This is a genomic window from Desulfoscipio gibsoniae DSM 7213 (genome assembly GCF_000233715.2).
In the GTDB taxonomy this organism is placed as follows: Bacteria; Bacillota; Desulfotomaculia; order Desulfotomaculales; family Desulfallaceae; genus Sporotomaculum; species Sporotomaculum gibsoniae.
On sequence record NC_021184.1, the window covers coordinates 1,026,558 to 1,048,252 of the forward strand.

The 21,695-nt window shown below is 41.0% G+C and carries 18 protein-coding genes; 8 read left to right on the forward strand and 10 right to left on the reverse strand.

The genetic code is table 11. The annotated features are described in order from the left end of the window. Positions 1–45: 45 nt before the first annotated feature. From DESGI_RS04755 to DESGI_RS04775, 5 genes are read right to left on the reverse strand one after another with little or no spacing between them, the layout of a single operon-like run. Complete coding sequence (locus DESGI_RS04755; RefSeq protein ID WP_337833193.1) at positions 46–3,288, reverse strand: type I restriction endonuclease subunit R; 3,243 nt, start codon at positions 3,286–3,288, stop codon at positions 46–48. After that, positions 3,269–3,922 carry an abortive infection family protein gene (locus DESGI_RS04760; protein ID WP_006521201.1) on the reverse strand — a complete coding sequence of 218 codons (654 nt, stop codon included), beginning with the start codon at positions 3,920–3,922 and terminating at the stop codon, positions 3,269–3,271. Before DESGI_RS04760 ends, DESGI_RS04755 begins: the two co-directional genes overlap by 20 nt. After that, on the reverse strand, positions 3,922–5,127 hold the full coding sequence (locus DESGI_RS23610) for a restriction endonuclease subunit S (protein ID WP_006521202.1): 1,206 nt from the start codon (positions 5,125–5,127) through the stop codon (positions 3,922–3,924). Before DESGI_RS23610 ends, DESGI_RS04760 begins: the two co-directional genes overlap by 1 nt. Continuing rightward, positions 5,120–5,938, reverse strand: coding sequence for a KilA-N domain-containing protein (locus DESGI_RS04770; protein ID WP_006521203.1), 819 nt, complete (start codon positions 5,936–5,938; stop codon positions 5,120–5,122). The genes DESGI_RS23610 and DESGI_RS04770 overlap by 8 nt, the downstream gene beginning before the upstream one ends. Next, positions 5,925–7,484 carry a type I restriction-modification system subunit M gene (locus DESGI_RS04775; RefSeq protein ID WP_006521204.1) on the reverse strand — a complete coding sequence of 520 codons (1,560 nt, stop codon included), beginning with the start codon at positions 7,482–7,484 and terminating at the stop codon, positions 5,925–5,927. Before DESGI_RS04775 ends, DESGI_RS04770 begins: the two co-directional genes overlap by 14 nt. Before the next feature lie 527 nt (positions 7,485–8,011). Between DESGI_RS04775 and DESGI_RS22900 the strand changes: the two genes are divergently transcribed. From DESGI_RS22900 to DESGI_RS04790, 4 genes are all read left to right on the forward strand, one after another. Continuing rightward, positions 8,012–9,418 (forward strand): AAA family ATPase, encoded by a 1,407-nt coding sequence (locus DESGI_RS22900; protein WP_006521205.1) that lies wholly within the window; start codon positions 8,012–8,014, stop codon positions 9,416–9,418. A 9-nt stretch (positions 9,419–9,427) separates the two neighbouring features. Beyond that, entirely contained in the window at positions 9,428–9,601 is a 174-nt protein-coding gene (locus DESGI_RS23615) for a DUF3696 domain-containing protein (RefSeq protein ID WP_157872725.1), read from the forward strand. After that, on the forward strand, positions 9,598–10,584 hold the full coding sequence (locus DESGI_RS04785) for a hypothetical protein (protein WP_006521206.1): 987 nt from the start codon (positions 9,598–9,600) through the stop codon (positions 10,582–10,584). Before DESGI_RS23615 ends, DESGI_RS04785 begins: the two co-directional genes overlap by 4 nt. Before the next feature lie 326 nt (positions 10,585–10,910). Next, positions 10,911–11,603: a DNA alkylation repair protein gene (locus DESGI_RS04790; protein WP_006521207.1), complete on the forward strand. Its 693-nt coding sequence runs from the start codon at positions 10,911–10,913 to the stop codon at positions 11,601–11,603. Between the two features lie 222 nt (positions 11,604–11,825). Here the strand turns inward: DESGI_RS04790 and DESGI_RS04795 are convergent, their stop codons facing one another. The 5 genes from DESGI_RS04795 to DESGI_RS04815 form a co-directional block, all read right to left on the reverse strand. Next, on the reverse strand, positions 11,826–12,701 hold the full coding sequence (locus tag DESGI_RS04795) for a hypothetical protein (RefSeq protein WP_006521208.1): 876 nt from the start codon (positions 12,699–12,701) through the stop codon (positions 11,826–11,828). After that, positions 12,694–13,311 carry an RNA polymerase sigma factor gene (locus tag DESGI_RS04800; RefSeq protein WP_245561151.1) on the reverse strand — a complete coding sequence of 206 codons (618 nt, stop codon included), beginning with the start codon at positions 13,309–13,311 and terminating at the stop codon, positions 12,694–12,696. The genes DESGI_RS04795 and DESGI_RS04800 overlap by 8 nt, the downstream gene beginning before the upstream one ends. Before the next feature lie 66 nt (positions 13,312–13,377). Beyond that, on the reverse strand, positions 13,378–13,680 hold the full coding sequence (locus DESGI_RS04805) for a hypothetical protein (protein ID WP_041284774.1): 303 nt from the start codon (positions 13,678–13,680) through the stop codon (positions 13,378–13,380). Between the two features lie 246 nt (positions 13,681–13,926). Next, positions 13,927–14,718 (reverse strand): alpha/beta fold hydrolase, encoded by a 792-nt coding sequence (locus tag DESGI_RS04810; protein ID WP_006521211.1) that lies wholly within the window; start codon positions 14,716–14,718, stop codon positions 13,927–13,929. Positions 14,719–14,933: 215 nt separating this feature from the next. Further along, on the reverse strand, positions 14,934–15,554 hold the full coding sequence (locus DESGI_RS04815) for a TetR/AcrR family transcriptional regulator (protein ID WP_006521212.1): 621 nt from the start codon (positions 15,552–15,554) through the stop codon (positions 14,934–14,936). Positions 15,555–15,885: 331 nt separating this feature from the next. Here DESGI_RS04815 and DESGI_RS04820 point away from each other — a divergent pair, with 331 nt between their 5' ends. The 4 genes from DESGI_RS04820 (at position 15,886) to DESGI_RS04835 (ending at position 21,532) form a co-directional block, all read left to right on the forward strand. Next, positions 15,886–16,527, forward strand: coding sequence for a TetR/AcrR family transcriptional regulator (locus tag DESGI_RS04820; protein WP_006521213.1), 642 nt, complete (start codon positions 15,886–15,888; stop codon positions 16,525–16,527). 50 nt (positions 16,528–16,577) lie between these two features. Then, the gene (locus DESGI_RS04825; RefSeq protein WP_006521214.1) at positions 16,578–19,307 is read left to right on the forward strand and encodes a PEP/pyruvate-binding domain-containing protein; all 2,730 of its coding nucleotides are present in this window, start codon (positions 16,578–16,580) and stop codon (positions 19,305–19,307) included. Positions 19,308–19,803: 496 nt separating this feature from the next. Beyond that, positions 19,804–20,232: an IS200/IS605 family transposase gene (gene tnpA, locus DESGI_RS04830; protein ID WP_015617918.1), complete on the forward strand. Its 429-nt coding sequence runs from the start codon at positions 19,804–19,806 to the stop codon at positions 20,230–20,232. Continuing rightward, positions 20,219–21,532 carry an RNA-guided endonuclease InsQ/TnpB family protein gene (locus DESGI_RS04835; RefSeq protein ID WP_015617919.1) on the forward strand — a complete coding sequence of 438 codons (1,314 nt, stop codon included), beginning with the start codon at positions 20,219–20,221 and terminating at the stop codon, positions 21,530–21,532. The genes tnpA and DESGI_RS04835 overlap by 14 nt, the downstream gene beginning before the upstream one ends. The last annotated feature ends 163 nt before the right edge of the window (positions 21,533–21,695 follow it).

The window sequence follows — 21,695 nt, forward strand, 5'->3', positions numbered from 1 at the left end:
CCCACCTCCAATTAATATGTTGAATATTTCCTGTCAATTCCACACCTATTTATGAGTTAATTCCTCTGCAATCAGTTCAGCCTGTTTCAATACTGTTTCTGTTGCAAGTTTCTGCATATCCGGCGGATAACCATATTTCCTTAAAGTGCGCTTTACGATTACTTTTAATTTTGCTTTTACGCTTTCTTTTATTGTCCAGTCTATTGATGCATTTTCTTTCACTTTTTCAAATAATACAACAGCCAGTTCCCTCAATTTATCTTTTTGCATTAATTCCCTGGCGCTTTCATTGTTGGCAATGGCTGTATAAAAAGCATATTCATATTCCGACAAACCCATTTCTTGAGGCTCTTTATCCATTTTTTGAATATCTTTACCAAGTGCAATCAATTCTTCGATAACTTCTGCCGCTGTTAAGATCTTGTTGTGATATTTTTTAATTGAATTCTCCAACATTTCCATCAAAGCTTTGCTCTGAATCAGGTTCTTTTTAGTTCTTGATTTTATCTCATCATTGAGTAATTTCTTAAGGACTTCAAGAGCAACATTTTTATGCTCCATATTTTTAACTTCCAAAAGAAATTCTTCTGAAAGTATGGAAATATCCGGTTTTTTAATACCCGCCGCATCAAAAACATCGATCACTTGCTCGGTTATCAGGGCTTTATCAATAACCTGCCTGATGGCGGTTTCCATTTCTTCGTTTGTTTTACCTGCGCCGGTGCTGTCGAACTTTGCCAATCTGGACTTAACAGCTTGAAAAAAAGAAACTTCATCTTTCACATCCATTGCCTGTTCATGTGGAATAGCAATGGCAAAAGCTTTGGATAAGGCCGTTACCTCATCAATATATCTTTTTTTACCGTTTACGAGGCCCAGAATATGCTCCTCTGCTGCCAGGATAATCGATAATTTTGTTGATGTATCCGCATCAAAATAATTCTCATAAGCAAACCCATGGTACATCTGCGCAACAACTTCTATTTTTTCCAACATAAATTGCACTGCTTTTTCCTGGCTAATTGCAGGGTCGCCTTTTCCTCCACTGTTAGAATAGAAAGCCAGAGCTTTTTTCAGGTCTGATGCAATGCCAAGATAATCCACCACCAAACCACCGGGCTTGTCCTTATATACCCTGTTAACCCTGGCAATGGCCTGCATCAGGTTATGGCCTTTCATAGGCTTATCGATGTACAGGGTATGCATTGAAGGAACATCAAAACCGGTAAGCCACATATCCCGGACAATGACCAGTTTCAAATCATCTTCCGGGTCCTTCATCCTGTCAGCCAGTGCTCTTCTCTGTTCTTTCGTCGTGTGATGTTTTGAAATTTCCGGCCCATCGGAAGAATTAGAAGTCATAACCACTTTAATGACACCTTTTTTTAAATCAGCACTGTGCCACTGTGGTTTGATTTTAATTATTTCATCATACAAGTCGGCGGCAATCCTTCTGGACATGGACACAATCATTGCCTTGCCTTCAAATACTTCCTGTCTTTGTTCAAAATGATTAATAATATCCCGGGCAACCTGTTTTACGCGATCGGCACTTCCGATCAAAGCTTCCAGTTGCGTCCATTTCGCCTTAGCTTTTTGAGTTTCTGTCAAACCATCCTTATCCAATTCTTCGTCCAAATCAGCAACCAGCTTTTTACCTTCTTCACTGAGATTGATTTTAGCCAATCTGCTTTCGTAATAAATCCTTACGGTTGCTCCATCATCAACGGCCTGCATTATATCGTAGACATCAATGTAATTACCAAATACAGCCGGGGTATTTATATCTGTGCTCTCAATCGGCGTTCCCGTAAAACCAAGATAGGTGGCATTGGGCAGGGCATCACGCATATATTTTGCGAAACCGTAGACAATTTTTTTACCGATTACAGTTCCTTGTTCATCCCTATCATCAATTGTTTTCGCCTTAAAACCATATTGTGTCCTATGCGCTTCATCTGCTATGACAATGATATTTTCCCTGACTGAAAGCTGCTCAAAAACATTGCCTTCATCTGGTTGAAACTTTTGAATGGTTGTAAAAACCACGCCGCCCGAGGCAACTTTTAGAAGTTCTTTCAGGTGTTCTCTGTCTTCTGCCTGCACGGGGTCTTGTCTGAGAAGTTGTTTTGAAGACGCAAAGGTATCAAACAACTGATCGTCCAAATCGTTTCGGTCTGTTATAATTACTACGGTTGGGTTATTCATGGCGAGTACAATTTTTCCGGTATAAAATACCATCGATAATGATTTTCCGCTTCCCTGCGTATGCCAGACCACGCCGCCTTTACGGTCTCCGACCGGTTGTTGCTTTACCCCGGCGACACCATAACTCTCAGGTGATTCCATTACAATACTTAAACTATGCTTTCCAGATATGAAAGAATATCCTGCGGCTCTCAATGTGGATTCTACCGCTCTGTTTACTGCGTAATATTGATGATAGGCCGCTAATTTCTTGACCGTTTGGATGGTGATGATGCCGGTTTTCTTATCTTCTTTTTTGGATTTTTCAAATACGATAAAATGCCGGATCAGGTCTAACAATGTTTCCTTATTAAGCATGCCTTTAAGTAGAGTTTCCAGTTGCCCGATAAGATGAGATGCTTCAATTTTTCCGTCAGATGATTTCCATGTCATAAAGCGGCTTAAACCGGCAGAAAGTGAACCTGCTTTTGCTTCCAGACCATCGGAAATAACCATGATGGCATTGAAGGTGAAGAGGTTCGGGATGGCTTGTATGTAGGTTTGTAATTGTTTGTATGCCGATTTTACTGTTGCATTTTCATCCGCGGGATTTTTCAGTTCGATCACGACCAACGGCAAACCGTTTACAAAAAGAATAATATCCGGGCGCTTATTTACTCCTTTTTCGATTACCGTAAATTGATTGGTAACAATAAAATCGTTATTGTCTGGGTTTTTATAATCAATCAGCCAGACATAATCCCCTCTTTCATTTCCGTCTTTCTGATAGCTTACTTTGATCCCTTCGGTAAGCATTCGGTGAAACGCTTCGTTATTGGTTATCAGTTCAGGTGAATTTAAACGCTGTATTTGTTTTATGGCATCTTCCCGAACATCTGCCGGCATTTTAGGGTTTATTCTGCCAACGGCTGTTTGTAGACAATCCAGCAACAGTACCTCTTCAAAGGATTGCCTCTCCGGGGTAGCACTGTCGGGCGCGATATCCGGGGCGTAGATGTATTGGTAGCCAGCTTTCTCCAACAGCTCAATGGCAAATTCTTCTATTGCATTCTCAGTTATTCTATTCTTCACCTTCTTCACCTTCTTTAAATGCCTTATGTTCTGTTAAATAGGCTGGGTAATCTACATGAAATAAAATTTCGCTTGCTGTATATGAATACTCACCCATTACAAACTCACCATAAGCGTTATCCCAGAATTCGTTAAAATCTTCATTTTTACTATACACCAGTTTACTTTCAACTGTTTCTCTTTTAAGCCTTGGGTTCTCATTTTCGAAAGTTCTGATCAGAAAGCAAGCAACAATCACTGTAGCATCAATAAAAAATTCTTTTGTCAGTTCATCAACTTTATGATTACGTTCTTTTAATTCTTCCAAAGATTTACCATGTGAAGTTGCTCCTATCTCATTTCTAAGTATACCCATCTGCTGACCGATAGTTGCTAAAGCAGAGGAAATTTGGGTTACCATGTCAGTGCTTGTATAGCCAATAGCTGTAAATGCTTTTTTTAATACATTATTAATACTTGCAGTTGCCTCAATCTCTATCTCTTTTGAACAGCAAATTTCTTTAGAAATAGTTTCTAATAGAGCTTTTGCATTCTCCAATGATTGGCTAAAATCAGATGAGATATGGGTTTCAATTCTATTAGTATACTCTGTTAATGCTGACCACCTTCCGTATCGCTCGATTACTTTTTTTAACTTCTCCATCAATCTAAGCCTCGTTTGTCTTCATATTCAATTCTTACTTCACCGCTCATTAGTTTAGGCAGCAAAGTATCCCGCAGTTTTTTAAGGGTGCGGATTTGGGATTGGTTTGCATCTATTTTAGTATATATAAAAACTAAATTGTCTTTTAATGATTTTATTTTCTCAACTGGCGGAATGACCATTTTTATTTCTTTTAATCCGCTTATTGTTAATGCTGATTGAGTACTACCAATCTTTATTCCTTCTAATCTTTCCTTTCCAATACTTGACTTTAGCCAGCAATAAATTATAATGCTTGGAATATTATTAAAGTTTTTAAACCAAGTTAAGTTTCCATCTTTAAAATAGAACGTATCATTTTTCTTTACTCTATATGGAATACCTAAAGTACCAACTGAAGTAAGTAAAATGTCCCCTGCAATGGGAGCACCGAAATTTTCTTTTATTCCATTGAATCTATTTTGAGATATATAAAGATCACTTCTAGTACTTCCTGTGTTATGAAGTTCTATTATTTCTTTACTTCTGTAAAAAGGGATGCCTGATTCTGTATATTCCGAATAGAAAATTCTCTTACTGGAGGTAATTGTGCATAATTCCCCCAGTGCTTTCTCCTCCCAATTCTCTTCAACTTCTTCCACAAACCACTGTCTGAAAAGCGTTTCTGCAATTGCTTCGAGGGTTTTATTCTGGCGGTGGAGCAGGTCTATTTTATCGTCAAGACTACTCAGAACAGAGGCTATGGCTTTTTGTTCGAGAAGCGGAGGGAATGCGAAAGAATGATTCTTTACAACATCAATTTGAACTCTTTGTCTACCCGAACTTCCTGTCATAGATAGTATTGCAATGTCCCTGAATTCAGGCGATATTGCAAAATAATATAAATAATGTTTATCACTTACATTCCGTTTCTCTCTTAAAACAATAAATTCTGTAGAACCAAATGCAACTTCATCATTGTTGAGTATGTCAACATAAGCTGTTTTACCATTTTCTAGACAGGGAGTAATACGGGCAATTAAAGTGTCCCCATTCTTAAATTTCATACCTCCCCTATATCTCATAATTGAAAAACTAGGTATTTTTTTCGTAAATGGTTGAAGAACTTCCATTGGTATTTTTTTTGCTTTTTCTCCTATTATAAGGCTTTCAGTAGGATTAACTATTGCTATATTATCTAGTATATCTACTTTCCACTCACTCATTGTTATTGCCCTCCAGCCTTTTAATTCTTGAACTATCGGTTAAAATCCGCATTTGCTGTATGGCAATTTTATTCAGTCTATCAAGCCGAGTTTCTTGTGGCAGTCCTTCGGTGATAAAAAGCGCATTAAGGTTTTCAAGATTGGCAAGGCAGACCAACTGTGAAACATCAGCATAATCTCTGATATTCCCTTTCTTATCGGGGTTTTTATCCCGCCACTGGGCAGCCGTCATTCCAAAAAGAGCCATATTTAAAATGTCCGCCTCAGATGCGTAGATATTGCTAATCTGTGATTTACTTAGCTTTGCCGGTATGAGGTTTTCCTTAATGGCGTCGGTGTGAATACGGTAGTTTATTTTGGTCAGGTTTCTTCTGATATCCCAACCGAGCTGTTTTCTTTCTTCATCTTTGAGTCGCTGAAACTCCTTTATGAGATACAGTTTGAACTGGGGGGATATCCAGGAAGCAAACTCAAAAGCAATGTCTTTATGTGCATAAGTTCCGCCGTATCTTCCAGCTTTAGCAATAATACCCTTTGAGTTTGTTTTTTCTACCCATTGCTTTACGGACAAAACGAATCTGTTTAACCCGGCTTGATTTTTAATTCCCTCGAATTCGGGGGAATTAAAATTCGGGTTGTATATTTCTTCCCAAATACCAAGGAACTCAATGGTGTTTTTATTTCTTAACCATTTCTCAATAAGCGCCAATCCGTTTTCAATATTCTTGACCATATCTGTCAGCGAAATAAAATCGTTTTCCTCGTATTGATAATAGGTAATTTCCGTTCCCAGCACATTAATCTTTGCCATTGTTAATCACCACCTTGGCTAGATTTTCAATAATTAGTGCATTCAGCTTTTCTTCTTCTTTAAGCTGTTCTTCAAACTCTTTTTTTAGCTTTGTAAATCGTTCGTTAAAATTAAAATCATCTTCATCTTCAGGTAAACCGACATATCTGCCCGGCGTGAGCACATAATCCAGTTCTCTTACCCTTTCAATGGATGCAGAATTACAAAAACCTTTTATATCTTCATAATTACCGTCAGGATTACGCCAGTTATGATAAGTTTCTGCTATTTTTTGGATATCTTCTTTCGAAAGTTCCCGTGTTCTTCTATTTATCAGATGTCCCATATTTCGGGCATCAATAAATAAAATTTCATCTCTTCTATTACGAAATTTACCGTTTTCTTTGTTCCTGCTCAGAAACCACAAGCTGGCAGGAATTTGGGTATTTAAAAAAAGTTTTGCCGGCAGATTTATAATGCAATCAATCAATCGAGCTTCAACAAGCTCTTTTCTAATATCGCCTTCACCGGAACTTTTAGAAGTCAAAGCTCCTTTTGCCAAAACAAAACCGGCTTGTCCACTGGGGCTAAGATGATAGATGAAGTGCTGTATCCAGGCATAGTTTGCGTTACCGGTGGGTGGTGTGCCATATTTCCATCTACCGTCTTTTCTAAGTAAATCACCACCCCAGTCGCTGTCATTAAAAGGTGGGTTGGCAATGACATAGTCGGCTTTTAAATCTTTATGACTATCATTCAAAAAAGAACCTTCGCTGTTCCATTTTACTTGTGAACTGTCAATCCCCCGGATGGCGAGGTTCATTTTTGCTAAACGCCAGGTCGTTTGGTTGCTCTCCTGTCCGAAAATGGAGATATCGTTTACTCTTCCCTGACGGTCTTTTACAAATTTTTCCGACTGAACAAACATGCCGCCCGAACCGCAGCAAGGGTCAAACACTCTGCCTTTGTACGGCTCCAACATTTCTACCAGTAACTCAACAACGCTTCTCGGGGTGTAGAATTGCCCGCCCTTTTTCCCTTCCGCCAAGGCAAACTCGCCAAGGAAATACTCAAAAACATGACCGAGAATATCGGCACTTCTGGCTTTTGCCTCACCAAGAGCAATATTTCCGACCAAGTCAATCAATCCGCCTAGATTTGTGGGGTCAAGGTTGCCTCTTGCATAAACTTTCGGCAAAACGTCCTTGAGGGATGGGTTTTCTTTTTCAATGGCATCCATTGCATCATCCACGTCTTTACCGATTTCCGGTAGTTTCGCCCTGGATTGCAGATAAGACCAGCGGGCCTTTTCCGGAACAAAAAAGACATTTTCTGCTTTATACTCGTCTTTGTCTTCAGGGTCGGCACCGGCATATTCCCCTTCACCTTTTTCTAATTTCTGGTATAACTCTTCAAAAGCATTAGATATGTATTTTAAAAATATCAAGCCTAATATAATATGTTTATATTCGGCTGCATCAATATTTTTTCTGAGTTTATCTGCGGCTTTCCATAGCTGTTTTTCAATTGGTTCTTCTTTTTTGCCGTTCATATTATTCTTCGCCATTTTGCACATCCTTTATTTTTATGGTATTTCATGGCATTATTATAACGCATAAAATACTAACTTCAACCTTACTTAGACAACTAATGCTTATTTTCGGGAAACATTATTATACAACAGAACTGTTGTAATAAAATACCGGCTGTGCGAAAGTTGAGTTAAAAAACAATAAAAGTTGTATTTTTTGCTTTGTTAAAGGAAATTAGGACCAATTGGCGAATAACCGTAGTAGCAACTAGTGCCGGCATCCTCGTGAATGCTGGCATTTTGTCTTATAACGGCGAAAAATGAATTTTATTAAATTGCTATCCGCAAAATGAATAGATAAATGAGCATTGCCCAACATCCCGGTAGGGTAAGGGATGGCTGATTTTGATTAAATAGATATGAAAAAACCTACCATTTTTGTCCAAAGGAGTTTGATTAAGTAAACGTTTCTGGTTTTTATCATCAATATATTTAGCTAATGTCTATAATTGGAAGTTTGTATCCGTGAGATAGGTATTAATTTTAAAGATAAGGAGAAAAAAATGCTAAAAGGATTAACTATTGAGGGATTTAAAGCGTTCTCAAAGAAACAGATATTTAAATTGGCGCCAATAACTTTAATATTTGGTGCCAATAGCGCGGGCAAAAGTTCATTGCTTCAGTCGTTGTTATTGCTTAAGCAAACTCTTGAAGAGTCCGAGAGCGGAGATGCTGTACTAGTACCGAAAGGCAAAATTGTCAACCTTGGCAGTTACAAGGAGATGATCTATGGACACGAGACTGAAAAAAATATAACCTTTAGCATGAATTTCAGTCTATCTCAGCGTGACTATATTGATTATAGAGGTTTTAATAAGAATAAAATGGATGAGGTTGGCTGTGAAATTAAGTTCTGTTTGACTGAAAAAAATAAAATTGATTTATCAAGTTTAACTTATTCCATTAATAAAATACCTTTAATAACATATGGCAAAACATCAATTAACGAAACAAGAAATATTAAGCAGCGGATATTTAGAGTAAGAGGAAAGTATGGCAACTTATATCTTAAGCCAATAAAAATATATGAAGATAATCCTGTGATAAACGATATTTATGATCAATTTATGAATAGAAAAAGCAACTTAATAAAGATATTAAAAGAAAAGAGTGGCGTCGAGAATTATACAATAAAAAATCAAGATAACGTTTTGTTTGATGATTTAATTGAATATAAGGAATCAATGCATGGTCACGATTTGACAAATTACATTATGCGACTATCATCATATGACTATAACTATTTTTGTGAGGATTTTTTTAATATAAATTACACCGATTATCTGAGTTGTGATTGTTTCTTACCAGTTGGCACACATTTGGGAAATAGCAAGATAAATGATTATTCCATTTCATTGGGTTTGCTCAGAGAATACTATCCGACTCTATCTAGAATACCAATGCATTTTTCTTCTTTGGCAAGAAATTTTTTTAATAAAACGATATATCTTGGCCCTTTAAGAGAATATCCTGAAAGACATTATATATACTCAGGTAACATGCCATCCAATGTTGGAAAGAGTGGAAAAAATATGGCCGATTTATTGTTTACGAATAAAGACCTAACCCAGAAAGCCAATGAATGGTTTGATAAATTTAACATACATTATAATCTTTTAGTAAAAAGAATCGATGACCCAGATGTAGAAGATGTATTTTCACTTAGGCTAATCGATAGAAACACAGGCATTAGTGTAAGTCCATTGGATGTTGGTTTTGGCATTAGTCAAATATTGCCGATAATTGTTCAAGGTTTACTATCAAATTCATCAGTTATTATAATTGAACAGCCAGAAATACACATACATCCAAAATTACAAGCCACATTTGGCTCATTTCTTGAGGATTGTGTAAAGAATAATAATAATAAATTTATTATTGAAACACATAGTGAGCATTTAATGTTATGAATTCAGAAATTGGTTGAAAAAGGTGATCTGGATCCAAGTGATGTATCCGTTCTTTATATTAAACAAACTTCTGATGGTGCATTTTGCACGCATTTAAGAATGGATAGTGAAGGAGATTTTTTGGATGAATGGCCTGATGGTTTTTTTGAAGAGGATTTTGAGGAGGTATTTTCGAAGAAATGATATTTACTACCATTCATCATCCATTAATATATAAATTAGAAGAAAATAATTATTCTATATTATTAATGATTATAAATGAATGTTTGGAAAACATGTTGCTAATTTGCGATAATGAAAGAAAAATAATTAATACCATCACGGAGTATACATTGCTATGGCCGCAAAAACATAGAAAAAGAATACAAGAATTTTTTAAAAAAATGAAAAAAAAGAACAGAATTATATATATTGATAAAATTAATAATATAAATAGCGAAATGGATTGCAAAACAGAACTATGCGATAATATCTTGTCAATTATTTCTGATGATATTGATTTGATATTGTGTGGTTCTTCTTGCGTCAATTGTTTCGATAAATACTCCCGTAATATTGTTAATATTGATGAATATTCTGTGTCCGGATTTTTAATTAAAAGACGTAGATCCAATTCAGTTATTATTGAAGCGAATAAGTATTCAGTGGAGCAATTTTCAAGAGAATATTTGTATCCAATTTTTAAATATGCTAAATCGATAAAAATTATTGATAGAGTCTTAGGATATCATATAGATAACCATCCAGGTGAGCTGAGTGAAAATTACAGGAGAGGCTTAGAGTTAATTATTAAATCCATTGTTGAATCATCATTAAAAAAAGAACTATTAATAGATATATATACTACACTTTGCTTATCAGTTAATATACTTCACATTGATGAAACAAGGGAGAATATCGTAGCTTTTATTTGTTACCTTGAGAAAAAATTTTCAACAAAAATCAATCTCTTTTTTAAGGGTGATCTTGATAGTAAATTTGTCCACGATAGGTTTATTGTAACCAATCAAATATCAATTCAAATCGGAAGAGGTATTGATATAGTTTCAGAAAATGGCATGATAAGAGATACGGTTATTAGTCTTGTGAATAATCCAGGTAATTTTATGTTTAATATTAATACACTACCCGATATTGGAGGCAACAAAAAACAAGATGTGTCTTAGCTTAAGGTAAATAAAGCATAACATTCTTTCGTTAATTATCACGTATTTTAAAAAAGCTATTTCAATAATGTTGCTACCCATTATTCATATTAGGCTAATAATGGGAATCTAAACAACCATTTGTGAATTTACTATTGTTTATAAAACATGAAGATAAACAGGAATTTTCTGTATAGTTAATAAGCTTTCACCATATAAAATGCGAACATTAGCTATTAAATGACAAACTACTAGGAGAAATTTTATGGAAACAAATGATATTTTTGAACAGATGGCATGCCAATATGATACAGAGGATAGAGTAAACTGATGAAAGGTAAAACGATATGAGCAGTACAGAAGAAGAGATACGGCGCCGGCTATTCGAGCTGCGGGATCTGAAATACAAAGAGTTTGCGTGCAAACTCATGCCGACGGTGAATCCGGAAACCGTGATCGGCGTCCGCACGCCGGATCTGCGGAAACTCGCCCGGGAGTTTTCCAAAACGTCGGAGGCTTCGGAGTTTCTCAAAATCCTGCCGCACGCGTATTATGAAGAAAATAACCTGCACGGCTTCCTGATTGAAACGATCAAGGATTATGATGCCGCCGTTGCCGCCGTTGACGAGTTTCTGCCGTATATAGGCAACTGGGCGACCTGTGACCTGATTTCACCGAAGATATTTAAAAAACATTTGCCCAAGCTGTATGAAAAAATCAAAGTTTGGCTGATATCCGACCGGACCTATACGCTGCGCTTCGGGATCGGAATGCTGATGAGCTTCTATCTCGATGATGATTTCCGGCCGGAGATGCTTGAGCTTGTGGCGTGTATACGGTTGGAAGAATATTATGTAAACATGATGATCGCCTGGTATTTTGCAACGGCATTGGCCAAGCAGTACGAAGCGGCTTTGCCGTACATTCAGGAACAGCGTTTGGAGAAGTGGACGCACAACAAAGCTATCCAGAAAGCGATTGAGAGCTATCGGATCGGTGACGAAACAAAGGCGTACCTGCGGACGCTGAAAGTAAAATAAGGCCGGGATTCCAAATAACTGCTCCCTGAGTACACGTTCCATTATAACGGGCGCAATAGAGTAAAACGACTCAACCCAACCGCAAAGATCCCAGCGATTCGATTGCTTTTCTCCGGAGCCAAGAGCCGTATATGATTAAGCAGTCGATGGCTTTAATTAACTAACGCAACACCCCCGAAATCCGGGGGTGTTGCTGACTTGTGCAAAATTCAATTTAACTTTTTATGGTGTTGCAATCTGATAACTGATGACCGATTTAGCCGCATTTTTCAGTTCATCCAGCGGTATGCCATCTCCCATATCATCCAATTTGTAGTAAACTCCATTGTATTCCCAGGTCAGTGAATGAATGACTTTGATCCCTGTCGGCTTCTGGGTGACATCGTTTGTTTTAACTCCATTCTTCTCAATAATGGGGTATACAGGCAGGGGGCGTTCACAATAGTACAATGTATTATTTTCCACCTGCACTTCTTTTCTGTTGTCTCCGTTTTCTTTGGCAACCTGCAGTAAATAGTTCTGATCGGTAATGCTCAAAACAAGTCTGGATTTTTCTTTCCGGTAAAGCTTGGAAATTTCTTTTTTATCCGATCCGTCTACCTGGATAACACTATTGTCAGCCAACTCATATCCGCCTTCCAGTGCTTGTGGTGCATTAAAATCAAACCCGACTTCTTTTGCAAGTTCTTTATCATTTAAAACAGTGGTATTGCCTTCACAATAACCTATATACACATCTTCGGCTGAAACCTGTGCCATTTCGTATTTACCGCTTTCTTCTTTTACCACTACATAAACCATTGAAGCAATTTTGTTGATTCCCTCCTGGGCGAGCACCCTGACAGGCTGGATAAAAGTACACATTAAAACAGCTGCCACGGCAATGCTGCAAACCAGAACGGCAGGCCTTTTAACCTTGGATTTCAGGTCGTAAAAATGATCATTTATTCTTTTCATAATTCTTTCCTTTCTACCTTCCTTTTCAGTATTTATTCTGTATTTAATTTTTTTCAGGCAATTCATGTCTGCCTCAAGGGTTTCAACTCCTTGCAGCAAAGCCGCTTTTATGGATTTTTCAAGCTGCGCTTGTTTATTCATGGGTTACACTCTCCTTTTTCAAACATCCCGGCATCATTCTAATAGATAAATTACCGGGCTTGCTTTTCAATTCTCTGGCCAGCTTTTTTCTACCGTTAAGCAGCCTGGATTTTACCGTACCCTGGAAACAATTCATTATTTGTGATATTTCTTTAACAGACATATCATTGTAGTAATAGAGAATCATTGTAGTCCTCAAGGGAATGCTCAGCTTGTTAATCGCCTGACGTATTACCTGACTTTCCTGATTCGCTTCCACAACCTCAAGTACATCCTGCCGGTCCGGCAGGCGTTCCATGTCATTAGCATTAAGGCTTTCATAAATTACTTTTCTTTCTCTTGAGGCCATACGCCAGCTTATCCTTACCAGGAGCCGGTTGAACCAAACCTGAAACAATTCCGGAGTGCGCAGTTTCTTGATATCGCGGTAGCATTCAAAGAATGCCTCCTGCATGATATCCTCGGCAATGTTTTTATTGCCAACCAGTAAATAGGCTGTTCGCAGGGCTTTTGTCGCATATGTTTGATACAATTCATCAAAAGCTTCTCCCTCTCCCTGTTGACAACGTTTAATCAAACCGGTATCGACCAATTGTCCAACTCCTTCCATAAGATGCACCTTATATTATATAAGGGAGTGATTGATCTATACAGGTTCACTCATACAGCTGTATTTTTAAAAAAACATCACCCGAACAGGTGACTGAGAAAGGTTTTTAATAAAAAAACACCCCTGCCTGTAATGCAAGGGCGTTTCCAATGTTGAACAATGCAGGGATCTGGCGATGAATTGGCCGGTTTGGGCCGGACCAAGGGGCGTTAGGGAAATATGCCGCACAGGTATCTCCGCTTTTTGCAGCTCCGTCAGGATTGCCGGCAGCGGGTGCGTCCCTGTGACTTCGTTATCCCTGTACGTACCGATCAAAAGCAGGTAACGGATAGCCGGATCGTCGATTAAATATATCAACTGGGTTGGCAATTTCCTTTTTGAGCACCTTAATGATAACCGGTGACTGGTCCTGAATCGTATGACCACGAAAGATTCTTAAATGATTATTTTCATAAATTTGTTCACTAATTATGTAACCAGATATTATCGTCATTTAAGTCTTACTCCATTCGCACTTACATAAGCCGTAAGAATTATCTTTATAAAATTAGGAGGTATTCGGTTATTCCTGGCTCTAGTACATGAGCGTACAAGGATCGGTTTATTCATCCGTTTTTAGTCAAGGAGAAAATTGGTGATCATCTCCCAGACCGTAGGGTCAACGAACCAACTGCCGTGTCCGGCTTCGAGTAACTCGTAGCGAGCGCCCGGTATTTGGTCAGCCAGCGCTCGTATTATCTCAGGCGGGCAGCAACCGTCATAGCGACCGCCAAAAACGAGGGTCGAAGCAGTTATCTGAGGCAAACGGTCATAGGAGTTGTGCTTTAACACGGCGTTTATCTGGTTGTTGTAGCCCCTAATATGTGCTGGATTGTCCTGCCAGGCTTCTCTGACGGCCAGGAACCTTGCTTTGAATTGCCTAACCATTTCCGGATGGGCAGCGGCCCAAGCTTCGTCCTGCCTGGTATCGGATAGCCTAAGCTGTTCCAAAGTGGACATTTTATCAAGTTTATCCACTAGTACAGGCCCTGCATTTTTACCTCCTGCATTGGTTACGCCGAGAATAAGCTTTTGAACCACAACGGGATGCCGAAGAATCAGTTCCTGAGCTACCATCCCTCCCATCGAGGCACCGAATACATGATACCGGTCCCAACCAACGGCTGATGCTAAACCGGCAGCATCATCTGCCATATCGGCAATAGTGCATGGTATGGTTGGGCTGTCCGATTCCCCGAGTCCCCTGGGATCGAAAGCGAGCACGGTAAACTGCTGTGGGAGAGGGGTATCGAAAATTCTGGGGGGGTTCTTCAGATCAGCTCCAAAACCGTTGATAAACAGGACTCTGGGACCCGTTCCTCGGATTTCATAATGAAAATTGATGTTATTAACCTTAGCAAATGCCATCTATAATCACTCCTTTATAATATTATCAGACTCTACTTAGGCTCATGCTTAATCCCATAATACAAAGATCAACGTACTGCTCAATAACTTCGTATGGCTTGAATTTTTAAATGTTTATGTCTCAACACAAAAGCCAACGGATGGCTATGTAGACTTGGTATTTTTTATTTACCTATCTTTTCTATTTGTCTTTTTCGCAAACCCTCAAAATATCTTTAATTTGTTGGCGAAACTTTTTCGATAAACATGCCAATAAGTATATTAGCATCCGGAGCTTTAAACTTCTCACCTTGTACTGCATTATATATTGCGAGGCCGTTTAACGATGTCCAGAAAACCACGGCCATATCCTTCGCATCGTATTTTTTGAATGTACCATCTTTCTGACCGTCAGTTATAATCCGGGTAATTACGTCGTATAGCAAAAATCTGCCTTTGACAATCTCTTTAGCCTCATCTGGTATGGCTTCAAATATAGACGCTTGATTAATAAGCAGATAATAATATGCAGTATCCTTATTTTCATCAAATCCTTGAAGGAGCTTTTCTATTGCCATTTTGATTTTTTCGAGGGGGCTTAACGGAAGGCTTTCTAAAACCAGTGCAGCCGCGATCATCTTGTCATATGCGTCTCGAAGAAGTTCAACAAAAATTTGCTCTTTAGACTTGTAATAATGATATAAAAGACCCTGTGAAATATTAGAAGCAGTAGAAATATCTGTTATTTTCGTTGCAGCAAGTCCCTTTCTCGCAAACAACTTTAATGCATTAGAGAGTATTTGTTCTCTGCGCGCATCCTTGATTTCCTCATTTAGCTCTTTATTTCTTGGAGACATATATACTCCTTTTTTATTGATTGAGATTTTATTCAATAAAATTATATTCTATTTATAAAATATGTCAAGACCATAGCTGTCAATTGCTCGACGAATGAATGAACAAAATTGAATTGGTGACATACGTGCATTTATTGATTATTTTATAACCGTACATGATATATTTGTAAAATATGTATAGTAGTAATGGATGTCTTGGGATCATTTTACCTATTGACATAGCAATAAATTTAGTAGAAAATATAAATGTATTTACACATTGTATATTAATGCACTTTGTATATTAACGGTTTTTCTTTATTTTTAAAAACCAATAGCAGGAGGTCGTCAAATGGAGCCAGTAGATAGGCCCGGCGAGAGCAGGCTTGAACGAAAGAAAAAGGAAACGCGGCGGAAGATTATTACAACAGCCCTGGATTTATTCCGGCGGCAGGGGTTCGATAATACAACCATGGAGCAAATAGCGGAAAAGGCTGACATTGCCAGGAAAACCCTTTATAATCATTTTCCTGTCAAGGAGGCCATTGTTGACGAGTATATGCGGGACATATCCAGCGAACTTGCCGGTAAAACAATGGAATCCATAAAAAAACTGCCTGATACCAGATCCCGCTTAATGGCCGCGCTGGATAAAGCCTACCAGTGGGTGGAAAATAACCCGGAGTTTACAGGAATCTGCCTGGGTTATCGCATGAAAAATATGTGTCGGGGATCAAAAGATGAAAGTGCCGAGAAAGGCACCCGGAGTATTGTTTCAGAAATTATACGCCTGGGTCAGGAAAACGGTGAAATTAGGCGTGATTTCCCAGTGAGTGTACTGGCCACACAAATAGATATTCTCCGGAGTGCCGTGGTATTGGATTGGTTGAAGGATATGTCCAAGTTTGAACTCCGCCGGAAAATGGCCGGGGTTATAGACCTTTTTTTGAACGGGGCAACTAACAGAAAAAACGCTGACCAAACAAAAGGATAAAAGCCTTTAAGTATTTCAACAATCCTATCATTCCAAAGGAGGTTGACAAAGTGACACAGTCCGTAACAAAATGTTTTTTAAATTGGGCGGAAGCTTTTCACTTCGGTGCCCGGCATGCCGGTGGCAAAGGATGGAACCTGGGGCGTCTGGCCAGGTACGGCTTTAGTATTCCCGCGGGTGGAGTTCTAACTACCCGGGCTTACGCGGAATTTATGAGCTTCAATGGACTTCAGGAACTGGTGCAAAACATTGCCTCGTCAGTAACTGCGGCAAACCTAAATGAAACTGAAAGCCAGGACAGGTTAACCGAATTAAGAAATAAAATACGGGGCGGTGCCGTGCCCCAACATGTCACAGCAGAAATAATCAACCTGCTGAAAAGCCCGGACCTGGCAGATAAGTCATTGGCCGTGAGATCATCGGCAGCGGCCGAAGATTCAGCGCTGGCCTCCTTTGCCGGTATTCATGAATCATTTTTGAATGTACACGGCCTGGACAATATACTGACGGCAGTAAAAGAATGTTATGCCTCTTTGTGGTCACCCCGGGCTGTGGCCTATCGAAGAAAAATAAATATCAGCGACAATGATACAGCCATGGCGGTGGTAATCATGGCCATGGTTGAGGCACGGGCCGCCGGTGTAGGTTTCACCTGTGATCCCCGGTCGGGCCGCCAGGACGTTTTAGTGGTCAGCGCTAATTTTGGCCTGGGCGAATCGGTGGTAACCGGAGCTGTGGAACCGGATACCTATTATCTGGATGCTTTGCCTTGGAAAGCAGTACCCGGGCTAATTGAACGTAAAACCGGGCGCAAGGAAGGGGTAACCATTCTCAAAAAGGAATGGGGACACACCTCTGCTTTGGGGTCATCACTTGAGGGTCGAGGAATGTCCCCAAATAAGGAATGGGGGACTCAATTTGTACATGATGAACAATTATCCCGCCGGCAGGTATTGTCCGACAAGGAAATTGAAGAACTAGGCCTACTCCTTCTGAGGGTGCTTGACGCCCTGGGAGACGGTGAGCAGCACCAGGATGTGGAATGGGTCTTTGACGGCCGCAATTTTGTTTTGGTTCAGGCCAGGCCGGTGACAGCCCTGCCCCGCAACACCTTTGCCGCCATAAAAGATCAGCCGGATATCTGGTCCAACGGTAATTACCGGGATGCCGTGCCTATGGTCCAGTCACCTCTGAACCGCCGGTTATCCATCGATATGATAGACACCATCCACGAAGCCTCTTATACTCGCATCGGGTACCAACTGCCCCAAGGCTTCAGGTTTTCCAAATTTTTTAATGGTAGGCTTTATGCCAATATTGCTGCTTTGCAGTGGGCCTGGTACGATTCCATGGGCATATTGCCCCGGGATGTTAATAGCTTTTGGGGAGGCCACCAGCCGGAAATAGAGATCAAGGAGCCCGAACCGTATCAAGGAGACACAGGCATGAAAAGACTGGAGCGATTGCAAAAAAGCGGTCTGTTGATGGATGAGGCCGTGAAGAATGCTCCGGAAACATTTAGTCGTGTATTGCACTCCGTCAAAATACTAATCGAAAAAGATTTCGGGCAATGGCAGGACACGGAATTCATTAATATTTATAATGAATTAGGTCGGTTGGTTAAGGAGTATGCCCGTGAATTTAGATTTTTGAGCGGCACAGGCGCTTCGGCAGTGAGTTCGCTGTTTACGGTTCTCACCCAATATTTGGGCCACAGGGCCGCCATGGCTTTCAATGCTTTGATGGTGGGCAGTGACGCGGGCATAACCAGCGCGGACCACGGTTACAGGCTGGTGGAACTGGCCGAATTGGCCCGCCGGGACAATGATGCTGCCGGATTTTTTAACGCTACTGTTTTTAAACCGCTTACATGGGAGGAACAGCTGCCCGAGGATTCTCCCTTCAAGCAGGCCTTCCGGGAGTTTCTCAATGAATTCGGGCACCGGGCCGTCTATGAACTGGACATAAGGAACCCCAGGTGGCAGGAAGATCCTACTTACCTGCTGGACGTTATCCGCAGCACTATCGACACCGCCGACTTTGGAAAACTTAGGGCGGGACAAAAGGATAAATATGAGCAAGTCTGGCGGGAAATTAAAAATAACGTGCCCGTAAACGAGCACTCTTCCATCGAAAAGTGGGTCGGGGAGGCTCAGGCCGGGGCCGCGGTGCGGGAAATGACTAAATCGGTGGTGGTAAAGGCCATTAACGTATACCGGATAATGGCTTTGGAGTTGGGCTCCCGTTTTTGTTTAAGGGGGATTATAGCAGAACAGGCAGATATCTTTTTCTGCACCTGGCCGGAATTATTCTCAGTGTTAACCGGCGCATGGGACGGTGCCGGGCTAAAGGAACTAATTGTTAGAAGAAAGGCTCTAATGAATAAAATGGAATCCATTTCCCCGCCGGATATCATTTTTGGTGAAACACCCAGGTATACAGAGCCGGTTACTCTCAATTTAGACAGCGGCCTGCAGGGGGTGGCGGTTGCCGCAGGGAAAGCCTCCGGCGCTGCGTGCTTGATCAATCACCCCGCTGAAGGAACCGAATTGCAACCGGGCGATGTACTGGTGGCACCGTCCACCGACCCGGCCTGGACTCCGTTATTTTTAAAAGCCTGCGCAGTGGTTATGGAAACCGGCGGATTTATGTCCCACGGCGCTATTGTAGCCAGGGAATACGGCATTCCAGCAGTAGTTAACATTCCAGGTATTATGAAGGTTATTAAAGACGGACAAAAAATAACAGTGGATGGTGATGAGGGCAGGGTCTTTGTGTAGCGAATGGTAAAACGGCTATGAAACTTTAAATTCGACCCCAGATCGTGTTATATATATACCTTATTGAATTAGTTGTCAAGAAATATTTGGTAATAGCAGTATGCTTCAGACATATATATAGCATTACCGCAAGGACACGGCTGAAATGGGGTATTGCCCTAGACTAATCGAGTCGGTGACCATAACTTGGATAGCGCCGCCCCGGTTCCTGGCGCAAAGGTATTGTACGGTGAAGTCAGGGTAAGATATCCCATGGTTGAGGGTAAACAATCAGCAGCACTCCCATAGCTTAAAAGATTGATGCTCCCATACCATACGATTCTTTGATCCATAACTGCGAACTTTTGGTGAATATTTTCTTTTAGAAACTTGGGGGAGCACGAGGGGGTCCGTGTATCCCCTCAATTCATTGAGGGGATACACGGACCCCCTCGTCCGGGCGTAAGCCCGGCAATTTCCCCTCGCAAACATAGGTTTGCTGTGATATAATAATGGTATGAAAAACCAAACTTGGAAGTCAACAGGCACAGCAGTTTACAACATCAACTATCACTTTGTATGGTCAACCAAGTATCGCAAAAAAGCGCTAACACCGCCCATCGAAGAAACCCTAAAGGCGGTTATCATTGACCTTTGCGAGGGGCACGGATATGAGCTAATCACAATGGAGGTGATGCCGGATCATGTGCATATTTTCCTATCCGCGCCCCCGAAAATAGCCCCGGCGGTAATTGCTAAAATACTCAAAGGAGCCAGTGCCAGAATGCTATTCACCCAGCGCCCGGAACTAAAGAAGAAACTATGGGGCGGTCACCTGTGGAACCCGTCCTATTACGTGGGTACCGCCGGTGACATGTCCAAAGAGACTATCCAGCGCTATATCGAAACCCAAAAGGAAGGCGGTGAAGCCGGTGCTGCTCACTGAGAAGGTCGTCCTTTCACCGACCCCAAAACAGGAACAGTGGCTCTGGCAAATGAGTATGGCCGCCACAAAGCTGTATAATATCGCCCTGCAACAGCGCAGGTGGCACTTTTACCGGCAGCACGGCACCGCCCAAAGCCTAAGTTATACTTACCAGAACAGTCAACTGGTAGAGTTAAAAAAAGCGTTCCCTTGCTTCAAACAACTTTACAGCCTGGTCGCCCAAGAGGTCCTGAGACTAGTTAACAAAGACTATCGTTCATTCTGGGGCCGTTTAAAAAACCAGCGGCTAAACGGCGATGAGGTTACTGCCAGGCCACCCCGGTTCAAAAGTGCACTTAAATACTTTACGCTACCCTATATTCAAAGCGGTTTTGAGCTGGACGATGAATATTTGGTAGTTTCCGGCGGCATGGAGTCTTATAAAACCAGCAAAGGCAAAACAAAGCGTCGTCAGCATAAAGAACGCATCAAGATCGAAGGCTACCGTAACCTGCCGGACAATATCCATAGTCTGACCATCTCCTACGAGAAGGGCAAATATTATGCCAACCTGGTGTATGAAATAACCCCTGCCAAGCTGGGCAGCGAACGTCCCCTAAAGGTTGTCGCCTTTGACCCCGGCGTTAAGACGTTCCTGACCGGGGCCACCGACAGCGGGTGCCTTATAGAGGTACACTCTACCGTTAATCGCAGCACCAGGTACTTCGACAAAGAAATCGACCTCGTAAAATCCAAACTCGACCGGTGCAAGAAAGGTTCCCGGCGCTGGAGGAGACTAAAAAAAGCACTAAGCACACTTTATCAGCGTCGCGCTGGCCAGATAAACGGTACCCTGCACGCCACAGCAAAACTACTGGCTAACAGCCGTCACGATATTATTTCCGTTGGTAATCCCAACAAACTGGGGATGGCATCAAGCGACCCGGCCAAAGGTAAAGGCAACCAACGTATCAACCGTGCCGTACAGAATAACTGGCCCCATAAGAAGTTCCTCGGCTACCTCGGCTATAAGACAGAAAGCCGCGGTAAGTATACTCACAAAGCCGACGAACGGTATAGCACCCAGACGTGCTCTAATTGCGGCAACCGGCAGAAACTCAAGCCCACGATACGCACCTACAAATGCCCCAAATGCGCTATGGTGCTAGGTAGGGACGATAACGCCGCAATCAACCTGCTGAATAACTTATTAACCAGCTTCTACAGGCCGAAAGTGAACTACAGGGACTATCGCAAGAAGAAGATATATAGCCGTACCCTAAGTGGTCAGTGGTATGTGGCCTATAAGAAGGTTGGCTAAACCTAAAAGTTATTGCCTCTTGTGGCCGGGCCATATCGAAAGGTATGTGCCGTAGCAATGCGGAAATCTCTGGGATGCTGAAAAAAGCTCCCGGCTCTAAGTTGACTATCTTGGGTTAACTTGGATGCCCCTCACTTTAGAGGGGAGGAGGTCACATCCATTA

Bases quoted from the DNA above. Each gene is read 5' to 3' on its own strand.
- DESGI_RS04760 (WP_006521201.1), bottom strand. From the start codon at position 3,922: ATGGAGAAGTTAAAAAAAGTAATCGAGCGATACGGAAGGTGGTCAGCA.
- DESGI_RS23610 (WP_006521202.1), bottom strand. From the start codon at position 5,127: ATGAGTGAGTGGAAAGTAGATATACTAGATAATATAGCAATAGTTAAT.
- DESGI_RS04770 (WP_006521203.1), bottom strand. From the start codon at position 5,938: ATGGCAAAGATTAATGTGCTGGGAACGGAAATTACCTATTATCAATAC.
- DESGI_RS04775 (WP_006521204.1), bottom strand. From the start codon at position 7,484: ATGGCGAAGAATAATATGAACGGCAAAAAAGAAGAACCAATTGAAAAA.
- DESGI_RS22900 (WP_006521205.1), top strand. From the start codon at position 8,012: ATGCTAAAAGGATTAACTATTGAGGGATTTAAAGCGTTCTCAAAGAAA.
- DESGI_RS04785 (WP_006521206.1), top strand. From the start codon at position 9,598: ATGATATTTACTACCATTCATCATCCATTAATATATAAATTAGAAGAA.
- DESGI_RS04790 (WP_006521207.1), top strand. From the start codon at position 10,911: ATGAGCAGTACAGAAGAAGAGATACGGCGCCGGCTATTCGAGCTGCGG.
- DESGI_RS04795 (WP_006521208.1), bottom strand. From the start codon at position 12,701: ATGAATAAACAAGCGCAGCTTGAAAAATCCATAAAAGCGGCTTTGCTG.
- DESGI_RS04800 (WP_245561151.1), bottom strand. From the start codon at position 13,311: ATGGAAGGAGTTGGACAATTGGTCGATACCGGTTTGATTAAACGTTGT.
- DESGI_RS04810 (WP_006521211.1), bottom strand. From the start codon at position 14,718: ATGGCATTTGCTAAGGTTAATAACATCAATTTTCATTATGAAATCCGA.
- DESGI_RS04815 (WP_006521212.1), bottom strand. From the start codon at position 15,554: ATGTCTCCAAGAAATAAAGAGCTAAATGAGGAAATCAAGGATGCGCGC.
- DESGI_RS04820 (WP_006521213.1), top strand. From the start codon at position 15,886: ATGGAGCCAGTAGATAGGCCCGGCGAGAGCAGGCTTGAACGAAAGAAA.
- tnpA (WP_015617918.1), top strand. From the start codon at position 19,804: ATGAAAAACCAAACTTGGAAGTCAACAGGCACAGCAGTTTACAACATC.